19 protein-coding genes are annotated in these 24,257 nt (G+C 55.9%); 4 read left to right on the top strand and 15 right to left on the bottom strand.

All coding sequences use genetic code 11. The features are described from left to right. Window positions 1-119 precede the first annotated feature (119 nt). The 3 genes from ASE07_RS03725 to ASE07_RS03735 all read right to left on the bottom strand — a co-directional run bounded on the left by ASE07_RS03725 (window position 120) and on the right by ASE07_RS03735 (window position 2,372). A complete protein-coding gene (locus ASE07_RS03725) occupies window positions 120-1,313 on the bottom strand; it encodes an extracellular catalytic domain type 1 short-chain-length polyhydroxyalkanoate depolymerase (protein ID WP_057289471.1) in 1,194 nt (397 codons plus the stop codon). Window positions 1,314-1,331: 18 nt separating this feature from the next. Further along, the gene (locus tag ASE07_RS03730; protein WP_442946044.1) at window positions 1,332-1,778 is read right to left on the bottom strand and encodes a CopG family transcriptional regulator; all 447 of its coding nucleotides are present in this window, start codon (window positions 1,776-1,778) and stop codon (window positions 1,332-1,334) included. Between the two features lie 171 nt (window positions 1,779-1,949). Continuing rightward, window positions 1,950-2,372, bottom strand: coding sequence for a DoxX family protein (locus ASE07_RS03735; protein ID WP_057289473.1), 423 nt, complete (start codon window positions 2,370-2,372; stop codon window positions 1,950-1,952). A 444-nt stretch (window positions 2,373-2,816) separates the two neighbouring features. On the opposite strand from ASE07_RS03735, the gene ASE07_RS03740 reads away from it, so the two are divergent. Next, on the top strand, window positions 2,817-3,377 hold the full coding sequence (locus ASE07_RS03740) for an NADPH-dependent FMN reductase (protein WP_057289474.1): 561 nt from the start codon (window positions 2,817-2,819) through the stop codon (window positions 3,375-3,377). Window positions 3,378-3,416: 39 nt separating this feature from the next. Here the strand turns inward: ASE07_RS03740 and ASE07_RS03745 are convergent, their stop codons facing one another. The 3 genes from ASE07_RS03745 to dnaE form a co-directional block, all read right to left on the bottom strand. Continuing rightward, entirely contained in the window at window positions 3,417-5,369 is a 1,953-nt protein-coding gene (locus tag ASE07_RS03745) for an ABC transporter ATP-binding protein (RefSeq protein WP_082583940.1), read from the bottom strand. A 354-nt stretch (window positions 5,370-5,723) separates the two neighbouring features. Then, on the bottom strand, window positions 5,724-6,716 hold the full coding sequence (locus ASE07_RS03750; RefSeq protein ID WP_057289475.1) for an aldo/keto reductase: 993 nt from the start codon (window positions 6,714-6,716) through the stop codon (window positions 5,724-5,726). A gap of 295 nt (window positions 6,717-7,011) precedes the next feature. Continuing rightward, window positions 7,012-10,461, bottom strand: a complete 3,450-nt coding sequence (dnaE, locus tag ASE07_RS03755) for a DNA polymerase III subunit alpha (RefSeq protein ID WP_057289476.1) — start codon at window positions 10,459-10,461, stop codon at window positions 7,012-7,014. A 215-nt stretch (window positions 10,462-10,676) separates the two neighbouring features. On the opposite strand from dnaE, the gene ASE07_RS03760 reads away from it, so the two are divergent. After that, on the top strand, window positions 10,677-11,555 hold the full coding sequence (locus ASE07_RS03760) for a sulfurtransferase (RefSeq protein WP_057289477.1): 879 nt from the start codon (window positions 10,677-10,679) through the stop codon (window positions 11,553-11,555). A gap of 109 nt (window positions 11,556-11,664) precedes the next feature. Here the strand turns inward: ASE07_RS03760 and ASE07_RS03765 are convergent, their stop codons facing one another. The 3 genes from ASE07_RS03765 to ASE07_RS03775 are packed head-to-tail and all read right to left on the bottom strand — an operon-like array spanning window position 11,665 to window position 16,313. After that, the gene (locus ASE07_RS03765) at window positions 11,665-13,149 is read right to left on the bottom strand and encodes a TolC family outer membrane protein (RefSeq protein WP_156396358.1); all 1,485 of its coding nucleotides are present in this window, start codon (window positions 13,147-13,149) and stop codon (window positions 11,665-11,667) included. Window positions 13,150-13,158: 9 nt separating this feature from the next. Then, window positions 13,159-14,508, bottom strand: a complete 1,350-nt coding sequence (locus ASE07_RS03770) for an HlyD family type I secretion periplasmic adaptor subunit (protein WP_057289478.1) — start codon at window positions 14,506-14,508, stop codon at window positions 13,159-13,161. A 5-nt stretch (window positions 14,509-14,513) separates the two neighbouring features. Continuing rightward, window positions 14,514-16,313, bottom strand: a complete 1,800-nt coding sequence (locus ASE07_RS03775; RefSeq protein WP_057289479.1) for a type I secretion system permease/ATPase — start codon at window positions 16,311-16,313, stop codon at window positions 14,514-14,516. 729 nt (window positions 16,314-17,042) lie between these two features. Between ASE07_RS03775 and ASE07_RS03780 the strand changes: the two genes are divergently transcribed. Further along, window positions 17,043-17,906: a DUF4214 domain-containing protein gene (locus ASE07_RS03780; RefSeq protein WP_057289480.1), complete on the top strand. Its 864-nt coding sequence runs from the start codon at window positions 17,043-17,045 to the stop codon at window positions 17,904-17,906. 199 nt (window positions 17,907-18,105) lie between these two features. Here ASE07_RS03780 and ASE07_RS03785 read toward each other — a convergent pair whose 3' ends face one another. From ASE07_RS03785 to ASE07_RS03805, 5 genes are all read right to left on the bottom strand, one after another. After that, a complete protein-coding gene (locus ASE07_RS03785; protein WP_057289481.1) occupies window positions 18,106-18,933 on the bottom strand; it encodes a transporter substrate-binding domain-containing protein in 828 nt (275 codons plus the stop codon). A gap of 27 nt (window positions 18,934-18,960) precedes the next feature. After that, complete coding sequence (locus ASE07_RS03790; protein WP_057289482.1) at window positions 18,961-19,734, bottom strand: ABC transporter permease; 774 nt, start codon at window positions 19,732-19,734, stop codon at window positions 18,961-18,963. 139 nt (window positions 19,735-19,873) lie between these two features. Then, a complete protein-coding gene (locus ASE07_RS03795; RefSeq protein ID WP_057289483.1) occupies window positions 19,874-20,869 on the bottom strand; it encodes an ABC transporter substrate-binding protein in 996 nt (331 codons plus the stop codon). Then, window positions 20,866-21,639: an ABC transporter ATP-binding protein gene (locus tag ASE07_RS03800; protein ID WP_057289484.1), complete on the bottom strand. Its 774-nt coding sequence runs from the start codon at window positions 21,637-21,639 to the stop codon at window positions 20,866-20,868. The genes ASE07_RS03795 and ASE07_RS03800 overlap by 4 nt, the downstream gene beginning before the upstream one ends. Window positions 21,640-21,875: 236 nt before the next feature. After that, the gene (locus ASE07_RS03805; protein WP_057289595.1) at window positions 21,876-22,286 is read right to left on the bottom strand and encodes a diacylglycerol kinase; all 411 of its coding nucleotides are present in this window, start codon (window positions 22,284-22,286) and stop codon (window positions 21,876-21,878) included. Between the two features lie 261 nt (window positions 22,287-22,547). On the opposite strand from ASE07_RS03805, the gene ASE07_RS03810 reads away from it, so the two are divergent. Next, window positions 22,548-23,339: an IclR family transcriptional regulator gene (locus tag ASE07_RS03810; RefSeq protein WP_057289485.1), complete on the top strand. Its 792-nt coding sequence runs from the start codon at window positions 22,548-22,550 to the stop codon at window positions 23,337-23,339. Between the two features lie 53 nt (window positions 23,340-23,392). Here the strand turns inward: ASE07_RS03810 and ASE07_RS03815 are convergent, their stop codons facing one another. Further along, window positions 23,393-24,244 (bottom strand): CheR family methyltransferase, encoded by an 852-nt coding sequence (locus ASE07_RS03815; RefSeq protein ID WP_082583941.1) that lies wholly within the window; start codon window positions 24,242-24,244, stop codon window positions 23,393-23,395. Window positions 24,245-24,257: the final 13 nt, after the last annotated feature.

Genomic DNA, 24,257 nt, shown 5'->3' on the forward strand with positions numbered 1-24,257 from the left:
GGAAGGCGCCTTGTCCGGCAAGCATGCCTATTATGCAAGACTTCGGAGCTCCGCGTTCAGAGAGCGCAAACAGGCTCCTTTCCACACCGACACAATGGCCGGTGTGGGGAGCATTCGCATTACTGCTTGCGCAAGCTTTGCGACAGGAAGAAGCGCAGCATTTCCTGCGAGGCATTCGGGCCGTTCGGATCGGTATAGGAACCGCGTGAACTGCCGCCGAGCCAGGTGTGGCCGGCACCGTGCACGAGCCAGTGTTCAGCGGTCGTGGCGCCCTCCGCATTCTTGCGCAAACGTCGCGTATAACGACGTCCACCGGACTCGCCTGACTCTTCACTGACCATATCGGCAGCCTGCTTCGAAGCACCGGCACTTTGCATGAATGCCTGCTCCGCATTCATAGGATGGACCGTGGTGTCGCGATCGCCATGGAACACGATGACGGGAACGGCTTTCGGCAACGGCGCCAAGGGCTTCGTGGGACTTTTCGGCAGACCGGTTTTCATTTTGGCGCCGCTCATGGCGGCAAAGGCAGACGGTATATCCTGCGCAGCACCGTAAGGCAAACCTGAATGAACGCCGACCGCCGCATACAGGTCGGGATAGGTAGCCCCCATCACCAGCGACATTGCACCGCCGGCGGACAGGCCCGCCACATAGACGCGTTGTGCGTCAATGCGGTATTCGGCAATCACCTTGCGCGTCATGTCGGCGATGATCGATGGCTCGCCGGCGTCACGTCGTTGATCCTGCGGCTGGAACCAGTTCCAGCAACCAGAGTTATTGGCGGATTGCGCCTGGCCAGGATAAAGCACGAGGAAGCCTTGTTCTTCCGCCAGTTTGTTCATGCCGGTGCCGGCCGCGAAATCGCTCGGGTTTTGTTTGCATCCGTGCAGCAGAACGATCAGGGGCATCGCCTGGCCGTTGTAGCTGGTCGGAATATAAAGCTTATAGTCGCGACGGCCGGCCGCATTGGTCACAGAGCCGGAGAGGAATTTGCCCGGCTCTGATGCGGTATGCGTTTCCACATCTTCAACCGGCTGGCGATCTGCCGAGGGAGACCATTTGCCGGCCCATCTACCGGCTCGAAACGGATTTCCGGGCCGCCGGACTGTGCCGGATGCGTTCGCGTTGGGCGCTTGCGTGCCTGTTTGCGTGCTTGTATCAGTCCTTGCCTCTGGCTGCGGTTGGACATCAGTTGGCGTTTCGCCATGCAAGGCGCGCTGGATTGCCTCGGTAGCCGCCATAGGGCCGGCGCTTTGCAGCAATTGGGCGGCTTCGCGCATCCGCGCGAGAAAGCCTTCATCGATCTTCATGGAATTCCTTCATGAGGTTTAGTGGATCCGTCCGGCCAAGGCGGCCTTGACGGCAGCACTGGCGTGCAGCGCACCCAGTACCGTGACAGATTCAATGGTGGCGACGGCGAGCTCAGGCGTGACATCGGCGGCGATACTGGCCAATCCCAACACCTGGATCTGCAGCATCTGTCCTGCAGCCTGTACTGCTTCGAGATCCGCTTTTGAATAATGCTGAAGGCCCAAGACCAGGCTTTTGCGGGCGACCGTCTGCCGGATCGCTTCGCCGTGAGATTGCAGCTGGTTGCGAATTGCCGTACGGATCAAGTCCGTGCGGTTTGTGTAAAAGCCTTCCTGTACAAGCAGATCGATCTGTCCCAAATCGACGGGGCCAAGGTTGATAGTGATTTTTTCGCTATCGCCAGCCTTCAATCTCTGCTCTGTAGAAACAATGTTCTTACTACCCGCCATCTGTATACCATCCATTTACCATCTGTATGGATGGTAGATCAGGACGGGAGCGTAGAGTTCAAGAGGTAAACACTGAGATTTTGAAAGCAGTGCAGCGCCATGCCCTTAAGAAAGGGGATCGCGCTGCACGGAATGAAGTTATTTGATGAGCGTTTGACTTAGGCTCGCCAGCCTGTTGTTCTGTTGCTAATTCCAGCGGCCGCTTTGTCCGGCAACACTGTAGCGCCCCGCACCCAGGAAAGCCACGGCCAGCGCCGCAGCCAGGAACATACCTTGCAGCTCCAGTGCCCAGCCACCAGTCTTGGATATGCTCAGCAGGTCCGGTATGTGCACCAGCACAACCGCCACAACCATATTGCCCGCAATGACAAGTGCAGCGGGCCGGGTCATCAGGCCAAACAGAACCAGCAAGGGAGCGATGACTTCACCAACATAAACGAGGTAGCCAAGAGCGGGCGGCATACCGGCTTTGGCGACAAGGCCGGTAATAAAATCCGGTCCATTCATAATCTTGGCTACCCCATGGAAAAGGATCAGCAGCGCAAGGCTGGCGCGGAGAATCAGCTTTCCAAAATCTTCGGATACATTGCCGGTCTGCCTGTTATTCATCATATTGTTCCCTTCGTTTTGTTCAAATATAGCCATCGACGTTAAGTTGGTCGGAGTTGTCCGGTCTTTGGCGGGATGATTACTTCGACAAGTTTCAGCTGCATCATATCGCCGAATCCATATTTCTGCCTGTCTGAACAACCCTTGGCATGCGTCACATCATGCAATTGCCGCTGGGTTGACCGTTTGGACAGAACAAACATTCGAGCGATCGGTCTACAGCTGATTCTGTTGAAAAACTTCCGTGCAATATCCAATCGCTCTTACGAGGATCAAATTGGGTCGTTGAAGTCGCAGCTAAACGGCATTTGTTTAGCAAGAGATTCGTCCGGCGAATCAGTACAGTGAATTTGCTATGTACATGCAGTTTCGTCAATCATGGGCCAGGCAGAACGGTTTCAAGCCGGCCTCTTCAGCCTTCTCATTTCAGAACAAAGGAGCACCATGAGTACAACAAGAAACGTTGCCGTCATCGTCGGCAGCTTGCGCAAGGAGTCGCTGAACCGCAAACTGGCACTTGCCCTCCAGAAAATAGCACCTGATTCTCTAAAACTCAACATTGTTGAAATCGGCAATCTGCCACTGTATAACCAGGATTTCGACCCCGACCCGCCGCAACCGGCACGCGACTTCAAGCAGCAGATTCAGAATGCGGATGCCGTGCTGTTCATTACGCCGGAATACAACCGCTCCATGCCCGGCGTCCTGAAGAATGCAATCGACATTGCCTCAAGGCCCTATGGGCAGAGTGCGTGGAATGGAAAACCAGGTGCGGTTATCAGCGTGTCGCCGGGGGCGATTGGCGGTTTTGGCGCCAATCACCATCTGCGCCAGTCGCTGGTATTCCTGAATGTTCCAGTGCTGCAGCAGCCGGAAGCTTATATCGGTGGAGCGGGTAATCTGTTCAACGACAGCGGTGACATCGCCAACGATTCCACACGTGACTTCATGCAGAAATTCCTGCAGTCATTTGCACAGTGGGTGGAGCGCAACGTGCCGCGTTAATTCACCAATCCGGCCGGGCAATGGCAATCGTCACAATATTCAGTTCAGTGCCGAGACGTCGCGATAGGTGCAGGTGCGGCGCCGGCCTGGCTCAGCGTCATCTACCGCGTCCTGGCCGGGGAATTCGCTATCGTCCTGCTCCAATGCATCTTCCTGTGCGTCTGATACATTGCCGTTGACTGGAACGACACTGTTGTCCGGAAGAAAACCATCGGACTGCTTGCTCCATAGCTGGTAATAGGTCCCCTTCTTCGCCAGCAATTGGGCATGGCTTCCGTCTTCGACAATCCGTCCCTTTTCAAAGACCAGAATCCGGTCGAGATGCGCAATGGTAGATAACCTGTGCGCGACTACCAGCACCGTCTTGCCTTTCATGACTTCATCGAGTGTGTCTTGAATCGCCTTTTCGGTCACGGTATCCAGGCTGGACGTTGCTTCGTCAAGTATAAGGATGGGCGCGTCTTTCAGAATGACCCTGGCGATCGCAATGCGCTGCCGCTGGCCGCCGGATAATTTGACTCCGCGCTCGCCGACCATGGACTGATACTGTTCCTTGATTTGCATGATGAAGTCGTGCGCATACGCTTTGCGCGCAGCGTCAATCACCTCCTCATCCGTGGCGTCAAGGCGACCATAGCGGATATTGTCGAGCAGGCTGCGATGGAACAGGCTGGGGTCCTGCGGAATCAGGCTCAGCTGCGCGTGCAAGGCCTCCTGGCGCATGTCGCGGATGTCGATACCATCGATGAGGATCTGGCCTGACTGTCTGTCGAAAAGCCGCAGGATGAGACTGACAAAGCTTGATTTCCCGGAACCCGAAAAACCCACGAGTCCGACCCGCTGTCCTGCCGGAATATGCACATTGAGCTTGTCGAACACCTTACGATCCGGTGTGTAGCCGAATTCAATATCTTTAAACGTGATCTCGCCACGCCGGATGATTGGCGACCCGGCATCCAGCGCATCGACCAGTTCATGCGGACGCAGGATGGTCTGCACACCGTTGGCAACGTTGCCAATGTATTCAAAGAACTCCAGGAAGCGCCGGCTCAGGTTACGCGCTTCGTTGATGATCAGCAGCGACAGGCTGACTGCCATGACAAAATCGCCGACACCGATTTCCCCCTTCCCCCACAAGGTCAGGGAGTAGTACAGCACGCCGACCTTGAGCAGCGCCGCGGCGGAAAACTGGAACCAGCGCACGCGCTCGTTATAGCCGTTGGACTTGCGGATTGCCTTGAGTTCGCTGGACAGGGATTGCTCCAGCAGTTCACGTTCAAAACCCAGGCGGGCAAACAGGCGCGCACTACTCAGGTTGGTCACCGAGTCCACCACTTTTCCTGTCGTCTCGCTGCGCGCCGCGGCTGCCTTCAGTGCATAGGGCTGGCAGCGCCGGGCCAGCAGGTAGGAAATACCAATGAAGAAGAACGCCCATACCGAGACGAAGACGCCGAGCTGCGTATGCGCATGGAATAACAGGACAATCGAGACGCTGAACACAATGGCTACCGGCCAGAACTCGGTAATGATGGCCCATAGTGTCTGGGTCACGCCCATCGATGTCTCACTGATGCGATGCGCAACCGCCCCGGCAAAGTTATTGCTGAAGTAGCGATGCGAGTGGTACTGCAAATAGTGATAAACCGCGCGCGTGACGTTCTGTCGCTGCCGCGGTCCCAGGCGAATATGGATGCTGCCGGCAATACGTCCGAATATCACTTCGCCGGCGGACAAGGCAATGAACAGCATGAGCGGGGCATGCAGGGCAGCGACCAGTTCCATCGAATGGATTTTCGCACCTGTGACACTTTTAATAATGACATTGAGCGCATACGGAACCATGATGCCGCAGGTTGACGTGGCGGTCTCACACAGTATGAGAGCAAGGTAGCGCCAGCGATAGGCAGACACAAAGTGCCAGATGAAGCGAAATGGCGTAACGGGCAGTGCCGGCGCGCCAGGGGCACGTTGAATTTTTTCCTGGATAGTCATATTGCTCCATGCAGCGCTCACGGCGCCGCAACAATGCGGGTACTGCGTCTGGTTACTTTTTTCGGAAGGCGGAAGAGATACTTTGGAGGGACCGACAGTTTGTTGCCCACACCAGATACCAGTGGCAAATTTCGCAATAAAGTTAGCAATGGCGTTAACAACGCATTGCTGAAATTTGCCAGACATGGTTCGACCCGCGTGTGGTGCGGGTCGTTCATTCATCGCATAAAAAACGGTAATCGCCGCGCTGATGCAACAACGACGCGTTTATATACACCTATATGCGCTTCTGTGCGTTTGCATCTTCTGTGCATTTGCATTAACGGCAATACATCTTTTGCAAACCAATGATTATTACCTTGGCGCGTCCCCGCGGCGGTACTCAGCGGTGATTTCATCAAGTTGATTCTTGAGTGCCGGATCAAGCCGCAATTCCACGGCGCGCAATGTATCGTCCAACTGCTCGGCACGGCTGGCGCCAATAATTGCCGAAGTCACCACAGGATTGGCCAGCACCCACGCGACCGCAACCGTCGTCAACGGCAGGCCGGCCTCTTCAACGACAGCACGCAAGGCTTCGACCGTGCGGAATTCACGGTCGTGCCAGTAACGTTTCTGATAGCGTTCTGCCGCAGTGCCCAATGTGAAGCGTGTACCCTGCGCAGGCCCCTCCTGCAAGCTGTGTTTCCCCGTCAACAATCCGCCGGCAAGCGGGTTGTACGGAATCACACCCAATCGATCTTCCGCCGCAAGCGGCAACAGTTCTCGTTCGATCTCGCGAAAGAGCAAGCTATAGCGCGGCTGTACCGACACGATCCTGGTCAGGTTGCGCACTTCCGCACGTCCAAGCACCTTGGCAATCCGGTACGCGAGAAAGTTTGACACACCGATATAGCGCGCCTTTCCGGAGCGGACAATGACGTCAAGGGCTTCCAGCGTTTCATCCAGCGGCGTGGCCGGATCGTCGGAATGCAGTTGGTAAAGATCGACATAGTCGGTCCCCAGTCGCAGCAACGATGCTTCAATGGCGTCGAGCAAATGCTTGCGCGATGCGCCCTGGTCCCAGGCGCAAGGGCCGGTTCTGCCGACGGCCTTGGTCGCGAGGACGAAGCGGTTTCGCTTTCCTTTTAGCCAGCGTCCGACAATTTCTTCGGTGTGACCGATACTGGCATCATTGCCGCCAAGTGGATAAACATCAGCGGTATCGATGAAGCTCACGCCGGCCTCTGCGGCCCTGTCCATGATGGCGACTGCACCTGCATCGTTGGCTTGCAGTCCGAAAGTCATGGTGCCGAGGCAAAGGCGGGAAACAGTGAGGCCTGTAGCCCCAAGCTTGGTGTATTGCATGACATCCTCCGGTCCGAGGGAAACATAAGCGTGTGTAATCAGGTATTCGGGGCATGCATCGCGCCCGCGAAGTTGATACTAAAGCATTTGACAATGTGCGGCTTGAGTGGCCACCGAGCCCTAGGCGAGCTTTACGAGGTGAGACATGATGGAAGGCAACATCGGATCGGCAAACGCTTTCCATCAAGCCTTTGAGCAGGAACACCAGCATCGTAATCATCAACAGATAGGCGCAGTTTCACCGCAGTGGCCCTGCGCTCAGCATAACGGCACGCGATGAATCGCACTCTATCCATCAATATTCGACGGTGGCGCCCTTCACTCCCAGCTTATCGGCCAGCAGTTGCTTCAATCCATCCGCGGGCGCGACACGCCAGTCGTCGGCCAGACGGATTTCGCAACTGCCGACACCTTCCTGCATGTAGCGCATCGTGAGAGGCAAGCCCGTATCGGAGCGGTATGGCGCAAGAATCTGTTTGATTTGCGCCGCGTCGATGCGCGTATTTACAGAGAAGCAGAATTGGCGTCCGAACTGCACGCGTGCCATGGCGATGTCCATGACCTTGTCGGCGGACACGCGGATCCCTCCGGCGAAACGGTCTTCCGACACCTTGCCCTGCACGGCAAGGAATTCGTCTTCCTTGAAGAGCTGCTTATTGGGCTCATAGAGTTCGTTGTACACCGTGACGTCGACCGTCGCCGTGCCATCATCGAGCGTGACGATGATGATCTTGCCGCGTTGCGTCATCTGGGTACGCAGCGCACTGATGATGCCGGCCATCAGGCGCGGCTCGCGTGATGGCTCGAGGCTCGATAGTTTGGCGCGCGCGAACTTGCGTACTTCCTGTGCGTAAGCATTGAACAGATGGCCGGAAAGATAAAAACCCAGCGCAGTCTTTTCTTCGGTGAGGCGTTGCTTCTCGGTCCAGGGCACTGCCTTCACGTATTCGAGCGGGGCTTCCATGCCATCATCGGGTCCGCCAAACAGGCTGACCTGGTTGGCCGACGCTTCCGCCTGGTCCGCGCACTCCATCGCGTAATTGACGGATGCGATCAGCACGCCACGATCGACGCCAAAGCAATCCATGGCCCCCGCACGAATCAAGGATTCAATGGTGCGGCGATTGATCTGTCGTTTGTCGACACGCTTGACGAAATCGAACAAATCCTTGAACGGGCCCTCTTCGCGCGCCGCAAGGATGGCTTCGATGGCGTTCTGTCCCGAGCCCTTGACTGCACCCAGCCCATAACGGATCTGCGTGGCCTTTTTGCCCGACTCGCCAACCGGGGTAAAGCGGTAATCAGACAGGTTGATGTCCGGCGGCAGCAGTTTCAGGCCGCAGATATCGATCGCGTCCTCGACCAGAATCTTGATCTTGTCGGTATCGTCCATGGCCAGCGACAAGTTGGCTGCCATGAACGCGGCGGGATGGTGGGCTTTCAGGTAGGCGGTGTGATACGACAGCAATGCATAGGCAGCGGCGTGCGACTTGTTGAAGCCGTAACCCGCAAACTTTTCCATCAAGTCGAAGATCTCGTCGGCCTTTTCCTGGGACAGACCGTTCTTGGCGGCGCCCTCGCGGAAGATCAAACGATGCTCGGCCATTTCCTCCGGCTTTTTCTTGCCCATCGCGCGACGCAGCAAGTCCGCACCGCCGAGCGAGTAACCGCCGATCACCTGGGCCATCTGCATCACCTGCTCCTGATACACCATGATGCCGTAGGTTTCGGAGAGGATGCCTTCGGTACGCGGGTCCGGATAGTCGAATTTTTCGCCGTGCTTGCGTCGGCAGAAATCCGGGATCAGGTCCATCGGGCCCGGACGATAGAGCGCGACCAGCGCGATGATGTCTTCGAATCGGTCGGGACGCGCATCTTTCAGCATGCCTTGCATGCCGCGGCTTTCCAGCTGGAACACGGCGACCGTTCTGGCCTTGGTCAGCAGTTCATAGGATGGCCTGTCGTTGAGCGGCAGCTTCTCCAGTGAGAAATCCGCCATCGCCGGGTCGAGCTGCTTGATGTAACGGACCGCGCGGTCCAGGATGGTCAGCGTGGTCAGGCCCAAAAAGTCGAACTTGACCAGGCCGACCGCTTCCACGTCATCCTTGTCGTACTGCGACACGACGCCGGAATCGCCGCCCTGGGTGTACAACGGACAAAAATCGGTGAGCTTGCCGGGCGCGATCAGCACGCCACCGGCATGCATGCCGATGTTACGGGCAATGCCTTCGACCTGCTGAGCGAGATCGAGCAGCTGCTTGACCTCTTCCTCTTTTTCCATCCGCTCCTTGAGCAGCGGTTCTTCTTCAATTGCGTCGGCAATCGTCACCAGCTTGCCTGGCTTGAAGGGAATCAGTTTCGAAATACCGTCACAGAAGTTGTAACCCATATCGAGCACGCGGCCGACATCGCGCACCGCGCCCTTTGCCGCCATGGTGCCGAAGGTCGCGATCTGCGACACCGCTTCGCGGCCGTATCGGTCTTTCACGTACTGGATCACGCGGTCGCGGTTTTCCTGGCAAAAGTCGATATCGAAGTCGGGCATCGATACCCGCTCGGGATTCAGGAATCGTTCGAACAGAAGGTTATATTCGAGTGGATCGAGGTCGGTGATCTTGAGCGCATAAGCGACCAGGGAACCCGCACCGGAGCCGCGTCCGGGGCCAACCGGCACGCCATTGTTCTTGCCCCACTGAATAAAGTCAGCCACGATCAGGAAGTAGCCTGGGAAGCCCATCTTGATGATGGTGTCGGTTTCAAACTTCAGGCGCTCTTCATAACGCTGTCGGTTCTTCTCACGCTTGGCTTCGTCGGGAAACAGTTGGACCAGGCGCTCTTCCAGGCCCTGCTTCGCCTGCTGCACGAGGAACTCGTCGAGCGACACGCCATCCGGCGTCGGGAACAGCGGCAGTTTCGGCTTGCCGAGCTCAAGCTGCAGGTTGCAGCGCTTGGCAATTTCAATCGAGTTCTGTACGGCTGCCGGCATGTCTGCGAACAGTTCGGCCATCTCGGCCTGGGTCTTGAAGCACTGCTGTTCATTGAAGCGCTTGGCACGGCGCGGATTGGCGAGGATTTCGCCCTCGGCGATACAGGTACGCGCTTCATGCGCGATGAACTCTTCCCGCTTCAGAAACTGAATCGGATGTGTGGCTACGACGGGCAGCTTGAGCCTGGTCGCCAGTGCGACTGCCTGCCGCACATGTGCTTCCATATTGGGCTGGCCATAGCGTTGCACTTCGATATAAAAGTGGTTCGGGAAAATGGCTGCCCATTTTTCGGCGCAGCGTTGCGCGGCTGCCGGGTTGCCATTGTCGAGCGCCATGCCGACATCACCGGAATGAGCGCCGGACAGGGCGATCAGGTCGCTTGCGCCGCCCTGCTCCAGCCATTCGGTGCGGATCTCGGCGCGTCCGCGGTGGACGTTGGTCAGCCAGGCCTTGGACAACAACTCACAAAGCTGCAGGTAACCTTTATGATTCTTTACCAGCAGCAGCAGCCGCGACGGTTTGTCGCGGTCGTCATCGTTGGTTATCCATACGTCGCAACCGGCAATTGGTTTGATACCCTTGCCGCGCGCCGCCTTGTAAAACTTCACCATGCCAAAGAGGTTGACAAGGTCGGTGATGGCCAGTGCGGGCTGAGCGTCCTTGGATGCCGACTTCACCACGTCGTCGATACGGACCAAGCCGTCAACGATGGAGAATTCGGAATGCAGGCGGAGATGGATGAATTGCGGTGAGGTCATCCTGATATTTTACCGCGAGCCCTCCTTCCGGAAAGCAAGCGATTGTGACGTTACCCGCAACCTGGCGAGAATTGTGGCGACATTGGCTATTGACAGCCGGAATCGCGTTCTGCGTCTGTGGCGGCAGTTAGACTGATTTTGTAGCGCGGCAGACTACCTGATTGACTGGCGCAACGTATATAATGTCGGCAAATCAAAGACTTACCTAAATACTTATGCAGTCAAGCAATACTTACGTCAACATCGCCGCCTATAAATTCATTACCTTCGATGACACTGCGGAAAAGCGCCCGCAATTTCGTGCTCTCTGCGAGGAATTGAACCTCAAGGGTACGATCCTGCTCAGTCCCGAAGGCATCAACCTGTTTCTCGCCGGCCTGCGCGAATCGATCGACCAGTTCCTCGCGTTTCTGCGCGCCGATCCCCGCTTTGAGGATATCGAAGTCAAGGAAAGCTACTCCGACCGCCAGCCTTTCACCAAGATGCTGGTCAAGCTCAAGCGCGAAATCATTACGATGAAAAACCCGCTGATCAAGCCGGAAGAAGGTCGTGCACCAGCGGTCGACGCCAAGACACTCAAACGCTGGCTCGATCAGGGCGTGGACGACAACGGCAAACCGGTGGTCATGATGGACACCCGCAACGCCTTCGAAGTCGACGTCGGCACCTTCGAAAACACGCTGGATTACCGGATTGAAAAATTCAGCGAATTCCCCGAGATTGTCGCCCGGCATAAGGACGAACTCGCGGACAAAACCGTCGTGACTTTTTGCACCGGCGGCATCCGCTGCGAGAAGGCGGCGATCCATATGCAGAATGTCGGTTATGACAGCGTGTACCAGCTGGAAGGCGGCATCCTGAAGTATTTTGAGGAAGTGGGCGGCGCACATTACAAAGGCGACTGCTTTGTTTTCGATTACCGTACCGCGCTCAATCCCAAGCTGGAAGCGACGGACACCAAACAGTGCTTTGCCTGCCGCGCCGTCGTCACGCCACGCGAACAGTTGTCGCCGTATTACATTCCGGGCCGTTCCTGTCCGCACTGCAAGAAGGACATGAAGGAAGACGCTCAGCAGGTTCAAGAACAGGCCTGAGAAAAACTTCGGTCGGCACCGAGAGTTTGCAGCATCAAAAAAGCCGGTCTCCGTATTTTACGAAGACCGGCTTTTTTATTTGAAAACCATTACGGCGAAACCAGCGAAATCACTTGTTGTTTGCCGATTGCTTCCCGCCTTTTGTCGCATCGCTCACTGTCACTGTACGTGACAAGTCCATCGACACTTTCGGCATACTGCCATGTGTGCCCGGACCGACCGGCATTGCATCGGCACGCCCTCCCGGAACGAAATAGCTGGCAACCGTCTGCAGGTCGTCCGAATTCAATGTCCCTGCCGCAAATCGCAGGCGCAGATAGCTGATCAGGTAGTTATAGCGTGCCTGGGCAAGATCGCGCTGAGCCGTGTACAACTGTTGCTGTGCATTGAGCACGTCGAGGTTGATACGGACGCCGCCCTTGACGCTCTGTTGCGTTGCCTGCACCAGCAAGCGAGCCGAATCAACCGACTTCACCAGTGCATCGATGCGTGAAGTGCTGCTCAGGGCAAGATTGAACTGCTTGCGCAGTTCGACCAGAATCTGGCTCGTCCTGGCGTCGAGATCGGATTTGGCCTTCTCATGGTTAAAGACCGCCTGGGTGGTTGCCGCACTGACCGCACCGCCAGAGTAAATCGGAATATTGACCTGCAAGCCCACTGCACGTACGGTGGAATCCTGATTACGCGCATTGACGGTCTCAGAGCCGCTCTTGTTATAGGCAGCAATGAAATCAACACGCGGAGCATGTCCAGCGCGGTTTTTCTTGATTTCCTGCTCGGCCACTTCCACTGCGTAGCGCTGTGCAGTGATTTCTGCATTACGTTCCAGGGCCAATGCCTTCCACTCGTCAAATGACGAAGGCTGCATTGGACGGATACGGAAGTCATCTGCCAACGGATCAAGCTGTGTTACATCAGTGCCAACAATGGCCGCAAGGTTGTTGCGCGCGTTCGTCATGCTGTCGCGGGCTTCGAGCAATTGTGCCTCGGCGAGGTCATAGCGCGCCTGGGTTTCCAGCATGTCGGTCTTGGTGCCTTCACCCTTTTGAAACATACGGTCGTTGACCTGGCGCTGTTCGGCAAAGGTATCGCGCTGGATGGTCGCTAATGCAAGCTGGTCTTCGGCATACTTTGCTTCTGCATAAGCGCTGACCAGGCGTAACACCAGATCCTGGCCGCGCGCAGTAAACAGCGCATCGCTATAGTTGGTCTGCGCAATACCCTGGTTATAGCGGGCGAGGCCATCCAGGTTGAGCAGCGGCTGACGCAATGTCACGCCGCCGGCCTTGCTCGTATAGTCCAGGGGATTGGTTGTTTCACCGGTAGGGCGCCCCAGAAAATCGGTAGTTGGCTGCGTAAGGTCGCCCTTATTCTTATAGGTCGAATAACTTGCGCTCAGGCTGGGCAGCAAATTCGAACGTCCAAGGATCCTGTTCTGCTGCCCCGCTTCGTTTTCATGGACCGCCGAACGATAAGTCGGATCATTCTGCAGTGCCGATTCATACGCCTGAATCAATCCGATCGCCGAGGCCTGGCCGGCCTGCGCGAGCAGCGCGGCGGCCAGCGCGGAAGCAATTACACGCTTCTTCATCATCACTCGCAATTACTCCTCAGTCAGTGATGTCGTGGCACGATCGAAGATCGGCTTGAGCAGGTAGCTCATCATGGTGCGCTCGCCGGTCTTGACGAACAATTCCACCGGCATACCCGGACGGATCTGGTGATCCTTCAGCAACTGCTTGCCTTCCGCCGTTACCATGGCCTTCATCTTGTAGTAAGGTTGGCCAGTCTTTTCTTCAACCAGGCGGTCGGCGGAAACCTGCGTGACCTTGCCCGGAATGTGTGGTGTCTTGTTCTGGTTGAATGCAGGGAAGATCAGCTCTACCGGCAGATCTGAATGCACCTTGTCGATCAGATGTACCGGCACCTGGCCTTCAATGATCAATGGGTCGTCGGTTGGCACAATATCCATCATGCGGAAACCGCTCGGGACCACACCACCCTGGGTAAAGACATTCATGCCGACGATCGTGCCATCCACCGGCGCCTTGACCAGCACATTGTTCAACTCGAAATCCTGGCTCTTCAAGCGGTTTTCCAGCGCCTCCGCTTCCTTCTGCACTTCGGTCAGTTGCGTACGGACCTCCTTCTGGTAGTCCTGCTGGCGCTGCAGACGACGCAGGCTCAGTTCCGCGATTTGACGCTGCGAACGGCCGATGTTGCCGACGTTTTCAGAAATGCCGGCATTGACCTGGGCATAGGTACGCTCGACATCCAGCAAACGGTTACGTGCGATATAGCCCTCCTTGGCCAGATCGCGCATGCCGTCGAGTTGCTCCTTGAGGAAATTCTGCTGCTGCTTCTGGCTTTCGAGCGCGTCCTTCAAACCGGCAACCTGCGCCTTCAGGCCAGCGATGCTTTCGTCGACGCCGGAAATCTCGCTTTGCAGCGATGCCTGACGGGACGTGAACAATTGCTGCTGCAGGCTGATGTTGTTGGCAACGCGCGGATCGTTTTTGGCGCTTTCCAGTTCCGTCGGAAAAGCGATGATTTTCTTGCCATCACGCTCTGCGACAAGGCGTGCCTCAGCCGCACGTGCGGTGAAGTACTGCACACGGGTCATTTCCGCTGCAGCCTTGGCTTGCACATCGTTCATCTTCACCAGGGTCTGACCGGCTTTGACCACATCGCCTTCCTTGACCAGAATCTCCTGGATGGTACCGCCGGTCTGGTGCTGGATCGCCTTGCGGTTGCCCGAGACAGTGACTGTTCCACTAACCGGCACGCCCTTGTCGAGCGGCGCAAACATTGCCCACAACAGGAAGCCGCCGACGCCGAGCAAGACGATCAGCCAGCCGAGCCGAGCGTGGCCGGTAGGATCGGTGTCGACCTCGATCGGGGTAACGTCATGGGCGACGACTTCCGTCGCCTCTTTGCTTTTCAACAGTTTCATATTGGTTATTCCTGTTCTGCCGCAACGGCTTCAGCGGCCTTGGCTTGCTGTTGCTGTTGCGCCTGCTGAGCTTGTTGTTGCGCCTGCTGAGCCTGCTGCTGGGCGAGCTGTGCCTGTTGCGCCTGTTGGGTCAGCGCGGCCAGCACATCATTGGTCGGACCAAACATCTGCGCCACGCCTTCGCGTACCAGCAGGAGCTTGTTGGTGACGCCAATGATGCTGGTTCGATGGGTGATCAGGACAATGGTCTTGCCGCGGCGACGCAGATCGAGGATTGCGGCGACCAGCGCCTGTTCACCGACGTCGTCCAGGTTGGAGTTAGGCTCGTCGAGCACGATCAGCGACGGGTCGCCATACATGGCGCGCGCCAGGCCGATACGTTGCTTCTGACCGCCGGACAAGCCTGCGCCAGCTTCGCCAAGCGGCGTGTCATAGCCTTTCGGGAAGTGCAGGATCATGTCATGTACGCCGGCACGCTTTGCCGCTTCAATGACCTTCTCGGAATCGACCTCACCGAAACGGGCGATGTTTTCGCTGACCGTGCCGCCGAACAGCTCGATGTCTTGCGGCAGATAGCCGATATGCGGACCGAGCTCGTCCTTGTTCCATTGGTAAATGTCAGCGCCGTCGAGACGCACCTTGCCTGCTGCAGCGGGCCAGACCCCCACCAGCAGACGGGCCAGCGTCGATTTGCCGCAACCGCTGGGGCCAATCACGCCGAGCGCATCACCCGGCTGGATACCGAAGCTCAGGCCCTTGATCACGGCGACCTGTGCACCAGGCGGCGCGGCCATGACGCCTTCAACACTCAACGCACCCTGCGGCTTCGGTAACGACATGCCAGCCTGACGCGCCGGATTGTCGGTCAGCAGCTTGGACAGGCGCTCATAGGCGCTGCGTGTGCTGCTCCAGGATTTCCATACGCCGATCACTTGCTGTACCGGACCAAGCGCCTTACCCATCAGGATGGAAGCAGCGATCATCATGCCAGGGGTGATCTTGCCTTCCACGGCGAGCAATGCTCCGTAGCCGAGGACCAGCGATTGCAGGGATGTCTGGAAAAATTTGGTAATGGCCGTCACGATGCCGGCCTTTTCGCTGGCTTCGGCCTGCAGTTGCAGGAAGCGTCCGTGCAGCTTGAACCAGCGCTGCATCAGGTTTGGCAGCATGCCCATGGACTCAATCACCTCGGCATTGCGCAGATTATTGGTGGCGAGCGTATTGGACGCGATAGCCAGCGTATTGGCTTCGCTCAGCGGCTTCTTCGAGACCTTCTCATTGATGAACGCAAGCACGACCAGAATCGCGGTACCGACCAGCGCAAATACGCCGAGCGAGGGTTCAAACAAAAAGATGACAATCAGGTAGAACGGGAACCAGGGCGCATCGAAGAAGGCGAACAATGCATTCCCGGTCAGGAACTGACGCAGGTTGGTCAGATCGGCAAGCGCCTGTCCGGCGTTGCCGCCGCCGCGCTTCAGATTCTGTTCGAAGGCCGCAGTGTAGACACGTTTGTTTAACTGCATGTCAAGTTTGGCGCCGACCCGAACCAGTACGAAACTACGCACAAATTCGAGTGCACTCATGAAGAGATAGGCACCAAGCATGATCAATGTGAGCATTAACAACGTAATTTCGTTGCGGCTAGGCAGCACACGATCATATACTTGCAACATATAGATCGATGGCACCAGCATGATCAGGTTAATGATCGCGCTGAAGACGCCTACCGTTCTAAATGCGCCTTTAAAACTGGCCAGTGCCTGGCCAATCTCATTTTGCGGAATCTGAAATTTGGGTTTCATCGGTATGGGAATGGCTTATGTATGCAGAAAAGTGGCAGTTCCGTGCAAAAACACGGGCAAATGAGCAATCCGACCACGATTTCTGGAGCAAATCGCTCGAGCGGCTTTGATTGTCGCCTAAAGGCAAGTTCTCAGAGCCCCTCAAAAATGTGACGGATATCACATTTTTGGAAGCTTACCACAGCACAATCTTGACTACCAGACTTTTTCAGCACGGAAAAAAAGTGGCCTATGCGCCACGCGATGTGACTTGCAAAGGCTTTCAGCTGTAGGTCGAGTAAGCGTCAAAAACTGCCCAATCCTTATAGCCCTTCGCTCCTTCTTCGCTCTGTCGCGCCGGCGAGCCGTAACCAGCAGTCACCATTCACCATGGAAACGTCAGTTGCGAACGATTAGTGTGCGGTCGCACACATATGTTCCTCATCGCAAAAAAAATTGAATAGACGAAATAACCAGATGTGCACAGCCTCTTTAGATTGTTAATACAAGAGGCGGACGAGGCGCGACATACGGATTGCTAATTAGTTCATCCCTTTGCGCAATGTCCAATAACTATTTCGTCTACGCACAATTCGCCACTTAGGTTTGCAATCCATCAAAAATTCCTGAGTGCTACTCAATACACTTCCCATACCGCAATCAGACACGCTTGCATTCAGCAGCATTGCCTGACGCGCTCGGACGCAACCGAGTCAACAAACATGTTTTTAATTTAATAGGGGGATACAGATGGCACTCACCGCAAATCAAACCGCGATCACAAAACTTTATGTCGGCGCATTCCTTCGCGCTCCTGAACGTGAAGGCCTGATGTTTTGGGATACGCAAATGTCCGGCGGCACACCGTTCCCGGAAATTGTCAATACGGTGTTCAGCCTGCCAGTGGTAAAAGCGATTTACCCGGATTCGATGAGCAATGAACAGTTCCTAACCGCCGTCTACACCAACGTGTTTGGCAAAGCACCGGATGCACAGGGCCTGGCATTCTGGAACGCGCAGATTGGCGCGGGCCAGCAACGTGGTCAGGTTGTCACTGCGATGATCGACGCCGGCCTCGGTTCGCCGGACGGCACCGAAGGTAAAGCCTTCATCGTGAATCGCGTTGAGGCAGCAAAATATGTCGCCGAACTGCAGCTGATCCGCGGCACCACCGTCGATCAGCACAAGCTGATCGAAATCATCACCAGCATCGATGGCTCACCCGAGAGCTATGCTGCTGGTCATGCGGCGCTTGATCGCGCGGTAGCAACACCGATCGACGCGGCTCCTGGACTGAACACCGTAACCGCAACTGCCGGCACGGACCTGTTCAGGTTTGGTAACGTTGAAGCAAACAACTTCGACGTCATTAACGGCCTTGCTCCAGGTGACATGGTCAACGTTGCAACCCCGGCAGATACCAACGGCGACTACCAGCTCGTATCCGCCGGCAGCGCGGCAGCCGTGGATGTACGCGGCGAATGGTTTTTTGACGCAGCAAGCGATAACCTGACTTACTTCAACATGCTGACTAATTCGGCTACCTCGGTGCAGCTTACCGGAGTCAACACCGTTACCGTCAATCCCAACGCCGTATTTACAATCGTTAGTTAAATCTTATTGCCACGGTGGCGCGTAGTGTCGCGCTACGCCGAGCTACACGGCAACGCAAAGCTTGTCCACCCGGTGGACAAGCTTTTTTAATTTTGGCTTTTGGAGAACTTCCGTTGAGGGGTTCGGTTGGGTAACGACACATAACACCGCCCTGCGCGGCATGGTGGCCCAAGGCGACAGTACACACTACCTAGTGCTGTTAATGACAGTCAGGCACGTCCTGATCGAGATAAACCTCGAAGGCAATCTGACGTGCGCGTTTTTTGCTCAGTTGGTTAATGGCGTCACTGGACGACCATGCATTCACAACCCGCTTCAAGCTCGCCTGCCCTTGACTATCTGTAGCGGGAATGAGGAATACAAGTGAACTCGGCGAGCCCGGCGATAAACGTGCCGAAAACTTTTTCCATTCCGGCAGTCGGTTGAGTTCTTCCAGCAACGCACTGTCATGTACCGCCGCATCACAGGCGCCGGTACGCAAAGCCAGCAGCGAGTCCGCTGGTGCCCTGACGACTTGCTCGATGGCGCCGTACTTTGCTGACAGTGTGCCAGCGTATAAGCCGCCTTCCGAAACGCAGACCTTCCGGCCTTTCAGCTGCTCCCATGCCTTGATATCGGTATCGGAACGCATGATCGCCATCGGTCTTGAGGTATAGCCAGTGTCAATCGCCATCATGGAAGGAGGAATCGCTGCACGATCTGAAATAGCCGCCAGCACCACATCGGCCTTCCGCGACGCCAGCATTCCATTGGCTGATGGCAGATCCGAACGGATGAAGGAGACAGGCAATTTCAGTTGCTGTGCAGCGTCGTGCATCAGTTCGACATCGGGCGCCTCGGCGGTTCGAAATTTCATCCCGCCTTTGTATTCCGGAACCACGTAGTGGACACCGACCACCAGGCCATGACGTTTCTTTGCCCGGTCAAGCAAACCTTCGGCCGATGCCGACACGGCCAACCCCGTCATTACCATGCCAGCGGCGGCAATGACCAGAATTTGAAAACGACTGTGACTGAAGGCGCGCATGACAAACAATTTTATTAAACGGAACGATTAAACATATTGGTAGCGCAGTACCCGATGCCTGAGGTTTTCAAGCAGCAGTTGATCGATCAGCGGCGCCAGAATGGCAATGGCCAGAATGTTGGTCATGACACCAACCATGTCCGCGGTTTCCCCGGCATAGGACAGGGAACGCCCGAGACCCTTGCCAAAGCCGACCAGCATTTCCGCTGAAATCAGTGCGCGCCATGCATTGCCAAACGCCAGTTGGGCGCCGGTAATCAGTTCCGGCATGACAGCAGGAAGGTACACGCGCTTGAGCATGTCCCAGCGCGATGCGCCCATGACGCGTGCCGCCGATACATGAACGTGCTGCACACTTTCTGTTGCGTTCATCACTGACAAGGCCGCAGGGAAAAACGCGGCAATAGCCACCACCACAATGATCGGCATGCTGCCGAACCCCATGACGATCAGCAGCAAAGGTACCCAGGCGATCGATGGAATGGATTGCAGGATGATAATCGCGGATTTCAGCACTTCACGGAAGAAAAACTGCACTGCACCGAACAAGCCGAAACCCACGCCAAGCACGAGGGCCACGCCATAGCCTGCACCAAGCCGGCCGAGACTGCCTTGCAGCGCTTCCAGAAAGTTCGCCGACTGCAGTTCTTGCACCAGGCGGGCGATGACTGTAGGCACACCTGGCATCAGAAAGTCAGGCAGGACCCATGCAGCGGCCTGCCAACCCAAAAGAATCAAGACGACCGCGAGAGCGAAAGCGAGTTTCTTCTGGTGTCCGGGAATGCGATTGCGAGTACTCATAGTCTATCAAGTCAGATGGCCGGCGTATGCCGGCCATCGATAATGTTATTGGCGGTTGTCGAAGCCCGCATGGTTTGTCCGGCGGCATGCATACCGCACACCGGACACAACAGTTTACCTTCCTTGCGGCTTGGTGACCTTACAGCTTGCGGTCCTTCTGCCAGCTCAGATCGAGGATGGAGTTTACATTAAACGGCTTGCCATCCCGTGTTTTCAGCGAACCCTGCTCCTGGAGGATGTTGGCGATTTCCTGCATGCGCGCCTGCTCCTTTTGATTGAGAACCGGGCTGAACGTCTGGCTCTTGATCGCGTCGGTAATCACTGTTTCGCGCGGGATGTCTCCCTTCTTCAGCGTCTTCAGGGTCGGTTCCGAGATGAAATAGCCGGCGATCAGCTTGGATGCGTCGGCAGGCTTCTTTTGCAGCAGATCGATGGCTTCCTTCTGCGCATCGAGCGACTTCCAGACGTCATCCTTGCGCTTCTTCAGCGTTTCGCCTGAGGTGATGACGACCATGCAGGGGAAAGGCCACACTTCGCCGATTTCATATACTTGCTTCACCGGTGCGATCAGCTGCGCAATGCTCGCCTGGGGCTCAAACAGGAAAGCCGCATCGACACGCTTGCCGACTAGCGATTGCACGGCGACCTGCGGACTCACACCCATCACGTTGACATCATCCGGCTTCAGGCCGGCATCCTTCAGGACCACACCTTTCAGCACGGTGTCGGCAGTACTGCCTTCCGCTTGCGATGCAAGTGTCTTGCCCTTGAGGTCGGACACCTTGTTGATACCCGTGTCGTCGCGCGCGATGATGGCATGGTAGCCATGCTGGGCGCCACCCACGACTTTGAGATCCGCACCCTTGGAAGCCCAGGCCACGGCGTTGGTGAATCCAAGCACACCCGAATCGAGCTGACCGCCGACGATGGCCTTGATGAGATCGGTACCGGATTTGAATTCGACCAGTTCGACATCGAGGCCCTGCTTTTTGTAATAGCCGGCTTCGTGCGCGACGATGGCCTGTGCATCATCCATGACGCGCAAGTAACCCACCTTGAATTTATCGGCTGCCAAGGTCTGCCCTGCGAATGCCAGCGCCAGCAATGCAGGAATTGCGAGTTTCGTGAATTTCATACTTCTGCTCCTTCGAGTAATTTTGCCACTTCGTCCTGTTCCGCATGAATGCCGAGCAGTCCCAGAATTTGTCTACGCATCGACGCGAACTCAGACAAGTCATGCGTCTTCTCATGCTGTGTCAGGTTGAATTCCCTCAGTACCGTTGCGGGACGGTGACTGAACACCAGAATCCGGTCGGCCAGGAACAATGCTTCATCCACATCGTGCGTCACCAGCAGGACGGTCGGCCGCACTTCGCGAATCAGGTCGCGCAGCGCGTCCTGCAATGTCATTCGCGTCAGTGCGTCCAGCGCGCCGAATGGTTCGTCCAGCAGCAGCACTTTCGGATTGGAGACGAACGCGCGCGCCAGTGCGGCCCGCTGGCGCATCCCGCCCGAAACCTGATGCGGGAAATAATTCTCGAAGCCTTTCAGGCTGACCTTTTCAAGCCACTCGCACGCTTTATCATGCGCCTGCTTCTTGCCTACCTTCTGGAACTCGAGTGCCAGCGCAACGTTCTGCGCCAAGGTCAGCCAGGGGTACAAGGCATTTTCCTGGAACATCAAGGTGCGTTCCGGATGTGGTCCCTCGATTGGTCGATCGTTGGCAAGCACTGTACCGGCGGTTGGTTTCTCAAGGCCGGCGGCAATATGCAACAAGGTCGACTTGCCGCAACCGGAAGGTCCCACCAAGGCAACAAGCTGGCCTTCTTCAAATTCTCGGCTGAAATCCTCAATGACGTGCAGGTCACTGTAGTGTTTCTGGATATTGTTAAAGTTTAACTTCATGGAAACAGTTTCTCCTGGACGTAAATACATTTGATTTACGTACTACGATGCGGTTTCTTATTACTTTTTTCTATATGAGACTTTAATGACAATGACTTTCCACTACAACGACTTTAAGTTGCTTTGCTTATATGGATGAGGAATAAAGGAGGCGGTCGTTCCTGAACGCGTATTTTTACTGTTGATTATTAATCATCATTTGTGAACTTGCCCTGCCGGACAAAAGCTTTCGCAGCTCAATGCGCTGGCCTTCCTAGAATGACTGGGAGAAGAATAATTCCCCAGGTAATCACTGCTAAGGTCAATGCAAGAAATACAGCGGCACTACCAAAGTCCTTCGCGTTTTTAGACAAAGGGTGACGTTCAAAGGAGACACGATCAACCACTGCTTCGATTGCAGAATTGATCAATTCCACAATCAGTACCAAAAACAGAACCGCGATCAGCGCAACTCTCTGCAACCCCGGCACAGGCGCCAGAAATGCGATGATGCAGCCAGGTACGACCACCATCAGCTCCTGTCTGAAGGCGTGCTCACTTCTCCAAGCGGTTCTCAAGCCAGCGACGGAATAATGAAATGCGCAAAGGATTCTTTTCAAACCGCTCTTGCTTTTAAATTCGCTAATCTGTGACTGACTGTCGTTCATGTGGCAGCTATTGGATGTTGAATCATTGCCAACAAACATACTTCGTTCATTGGGTGAATGATATTCAGGAATCCCGAAGCGTACACCCATTTGACAATATGGTTGACCGATGCGGATTCTTCAGGCCTCCCATGAAGCGGCAAAGATGTTTTATACGAGAAAAACGCGGCAAGGCAAAAACACTCCAAACAGAACGAATACGACTTTTTCATTTTTTCACATTGTGGTATAACCTTGTTATTGCAACGCACCAACCACATTATGAAAACTGAACCAACTAACGAAAATAGTCAGATTTCGATTCAGGTGATTGAGCGCATGGTTTCGCTGCTGGATGCACTCGCGCAATATCCGGATCCTGTCAGCCTGAAAGAGCTGTCGACCGTAACTGGCCTGCATCCGTCAACCGCCCACCGCATTTTGAACGACCTTGTCGTCAAGCGTTTCGTGGACCGTGCGGAAGCGGGTTCCTATCGGCTCGGTATGCGCCTCCTGGAGTTGGGCAATATCGTCAAAAGCAGACTGGATGTACGCGAAGCCGCGCTCGAGTACATGCGAGCGTTGCACCGCAAGACACACCAGACCATCAACCTGTCGGTCCGGCAGGGCGACGAGATCGTCTATATCGACCGTTCCTTTTCGGAGCGTTCGGGCATGCAGGTGGTACGTGCGATCGGTGGGCGCGCACCATTGCATCTGACATCGACCGGCAAGCTGTTCCTGTCCGCCGATGACCCGAAACAGGTGCGTGCCTATGCGACCCGCACCGGTCTTGCCGGCCATAACAAAAATTCAATTACCGATCTGGTGAAACTGGAAAGGGAACTGAGCCTGGTCAGAGCACGCGGCTATGCAAGGGACAACGAGGAACTGGAACTCGGCGTACGCTGCATGGCAGCCGGAATCCATGACGATTCAGGGAAGCTGATCGCGGGCCTGTCGATTTCTGCACCGGCGGACCGCCTGCAGGAAGAATGGGTAGAAGACCTGATCACCACCGCAAACGAAATCTCGTCCGTGCTGGGTCACGTACCGCAGGGCGCGGCTGCCTGAAGAAGCGCCGCCCGAGCACGCGAGTCTGTGCCGCACCACGCGCAACCAACACCTCAGGCGACCCGACGGTACAAGCCGCTCTCAGCGGAAAGCGGCTTGTATCGCGATACGAAAGGCGCCGCCATCAATCCGTCGCTTCGATCCACACTCAGGATGCCAAATAACGGCATGCTTTCATAAAACAGTTGCAGTGTGCGCCGCTGCAAATAAGCGCCGAAGTCGGGCATTGCTCGACGACAGACAATCAGCTGGAATTCATTGAACGACGCATCGGTTGCGAGGCTGTATTGCGCCCAGGTGATGTTACTGCGCAATTGCGCGCTGAATACCGCCCTTCCGTGCCGTTCATCGCAATAGTCGCTCAAGCTGCGTTTTCCGCCGCTCTCTTCATAGTTCTTTGCATAGGCGGACAGTCGATCAAGGGAAAAACTGCCATCGCTAGCCTCTTCCAGCAGGCAAGGATTTTCCGCCGTCGCAAATATCTGGGTCCTGTCGTGCAAACCTTCTTCTGCAAGCAGAATAGCGAGACCGCAGACATCTTCCGCAGCCACGCATTCAGCGACCCAGATACGCGGCGACGGACAGGAACGCAGCAAGGGAACCATGGCATCACGCAACGACCGATAATAATCCGGATCGTCGAACAACGCGGCCGGACGGGTGCTGAGACCGCGCAGCAAGGCTGCAGCAGTGGCGGGCTGGTGCAAGACTTGCTCTTGCAATGCGGAGATGGTGGTTGCGCCGATGTCTTTCATCATTGCGTGCAAACGCCGCTTCACCGGCTCGCGCTGGTATCCACGAAAATCATGGCCGAAAAGCCGGAAGACGCCCTCCAGCAGGAGATCGACTTCCAGGTCTTCAACGTCGTGCGGCTGATCTTCCACTATGGGTCCTGTAGGTACCATGGCATTGGTCCTT

The organism is Noviherbaspirillum sp. Root189, assembly GCF_001428545.1.
In the GTDB taxonomy this organism is placed as follows: domain Bacteria; phylum Pseudomonadota; class Gammaproteobacteria; order Burkholderiales; family Burkholderiaceae_D; genus Noviherbaspirillum.

Excerpts from the sequence above, each read along its gene's own strand:
- ASE07_RS03765 (WP_156396358.1), bottom strand. The coding sequence starts at position 13,149 with ATGATGAAGAAGCGTGTAATTGCTTCCGCGCTGGCCGCCGCGCTGCTC.
- dnaE (WP_057289476.1), bottom strand. The coding sequence starts at position 10,461 with ATGACCTCACCGCAATTCATCCATCTCCGCCTGCATTCCGAATTCTCC.
- ASE07_RS03750 (WP_057289475.1), bottom strand. The coding sequence starts at position 6,716 with ATGCAATACACCAAGCTTGGGGCTACAGGCCTCACTGTTTCCCGCCTT.
- ASE07_RS03760 (WP_057289477.1), top strand. The coding sequence starts at position 10,677 with ATGCAGTCAAGCAATACTTACGTCAACATCGCCGCCTATAAATTCATT.
- ASE07_RS03805 (WP_057289595.1), bottom strand. The coding sequence starts at position 22,286 with ATGAACGACAGTCAGTCACAGATTAGCGAATTTAAAAGCAAGAGCGGT.
- ASE07_RS03745 (WP_082583940.1), bottom strand. The coding sequence starts at position 5,369 with ATGACTATCCAGGAAAAAATTCAACGTGCCCCTGGCGCGCCGGCACTG.
- ASE07_RS03780 (WP_057289480.1), top strand. The coding sequence starts at position 17,043 with ATGGCACTCACCGCAAATCAAACCGCGATCACAAAACTTTATGTCGGC.
- ASE07_RS03770 (WP_057289478.1), bottom strand. The coding sequence starts at position 14,508 with ATGAAACTGTTGAAAAGCAAAGAGGCGACGGAAGTCGTCGCCCATGAC.
- ASE07_RS03790 (WP_057289482.1), bottom strand. The coding sequence starts at position 19,734 with ATGAGTACTCGCAATCGCATTCCCGGACACCAGAAGAAACTCGCTTTC.
- ASE07_RS03730 (WP_442946044.1), bottom strand. The coding sequence starts at position 1,778 with ATGGATGGTATACAGATGGCGGGTAGTAAGAACATTGTTTCTACAGAG.
- ASE07_RS03815 (WP_082583941.1), bottom strand. The coding sequence starts at position 24,244 with ATGGTACCTACAGGACCCATAGTGGAAGATCAGCCGCACGACGTTGAA.
- ASE07_RS03810 (WP_057289485.1), top strand. The coding sequence starts at position 22,548 with ATGAAAACTGAACCAACTAACGAAAATAGTCAGATTTCGATTCAGGTG.
- ASE07_RS03740 (WP_057289474.1), top strand. The coding sequence starts at position 2,817 with ATGAGTACAACAAGAAACGTTGCCGTCATCGTCGGCAGCTTGCGCAAG.
- ASE07_RS03775 (WP_057289479.1), bottom strand. The coding sequence starts at position 16,313 with ATGAAACCCAAATTTCAGATTCCGCAAAATGAGATTGGCCAGGCACTG.
- ASE07_RS03725 (WP_057289471.1), bottom strand. The coding sequence starts at position 1,313 with ATGAAGATCGATGAAGGCTTTCTCGCGCGGATGCGCGAAGCCGCCCAA.
- ASE07_RS03785 (WP_057289481.1), bottom strand. The coding sequence starts at position 18,933 with ATGCGCGCCTTCAGTCACAGTCGTTTTCAAATTCTGGTCATTGCCGCC.
- ASE07_RS03735 (WP_057289473.1), bottom strand. The coding sequence starts at position 2,372 with ATGAATAACAGGCAGACCGGCAATGTATCCGAAGATTTTGGAAAGCTG.
- ASE07_RS03800 (WP_057289484.1), bottom strand. The coding sequence starts at position 21,639 with ATGAAGTTAAACTTTAACAATATCCAGAAACACTACAGTGACCTGCAC.
- ASE07_RS03795 (WP_057289483.1), bottom strand. The coding sequence starts at position 20,869 with ATGAAATTCACGAAACTCGCAATTCCTGCATTGCTGGCGCTGGCATTC.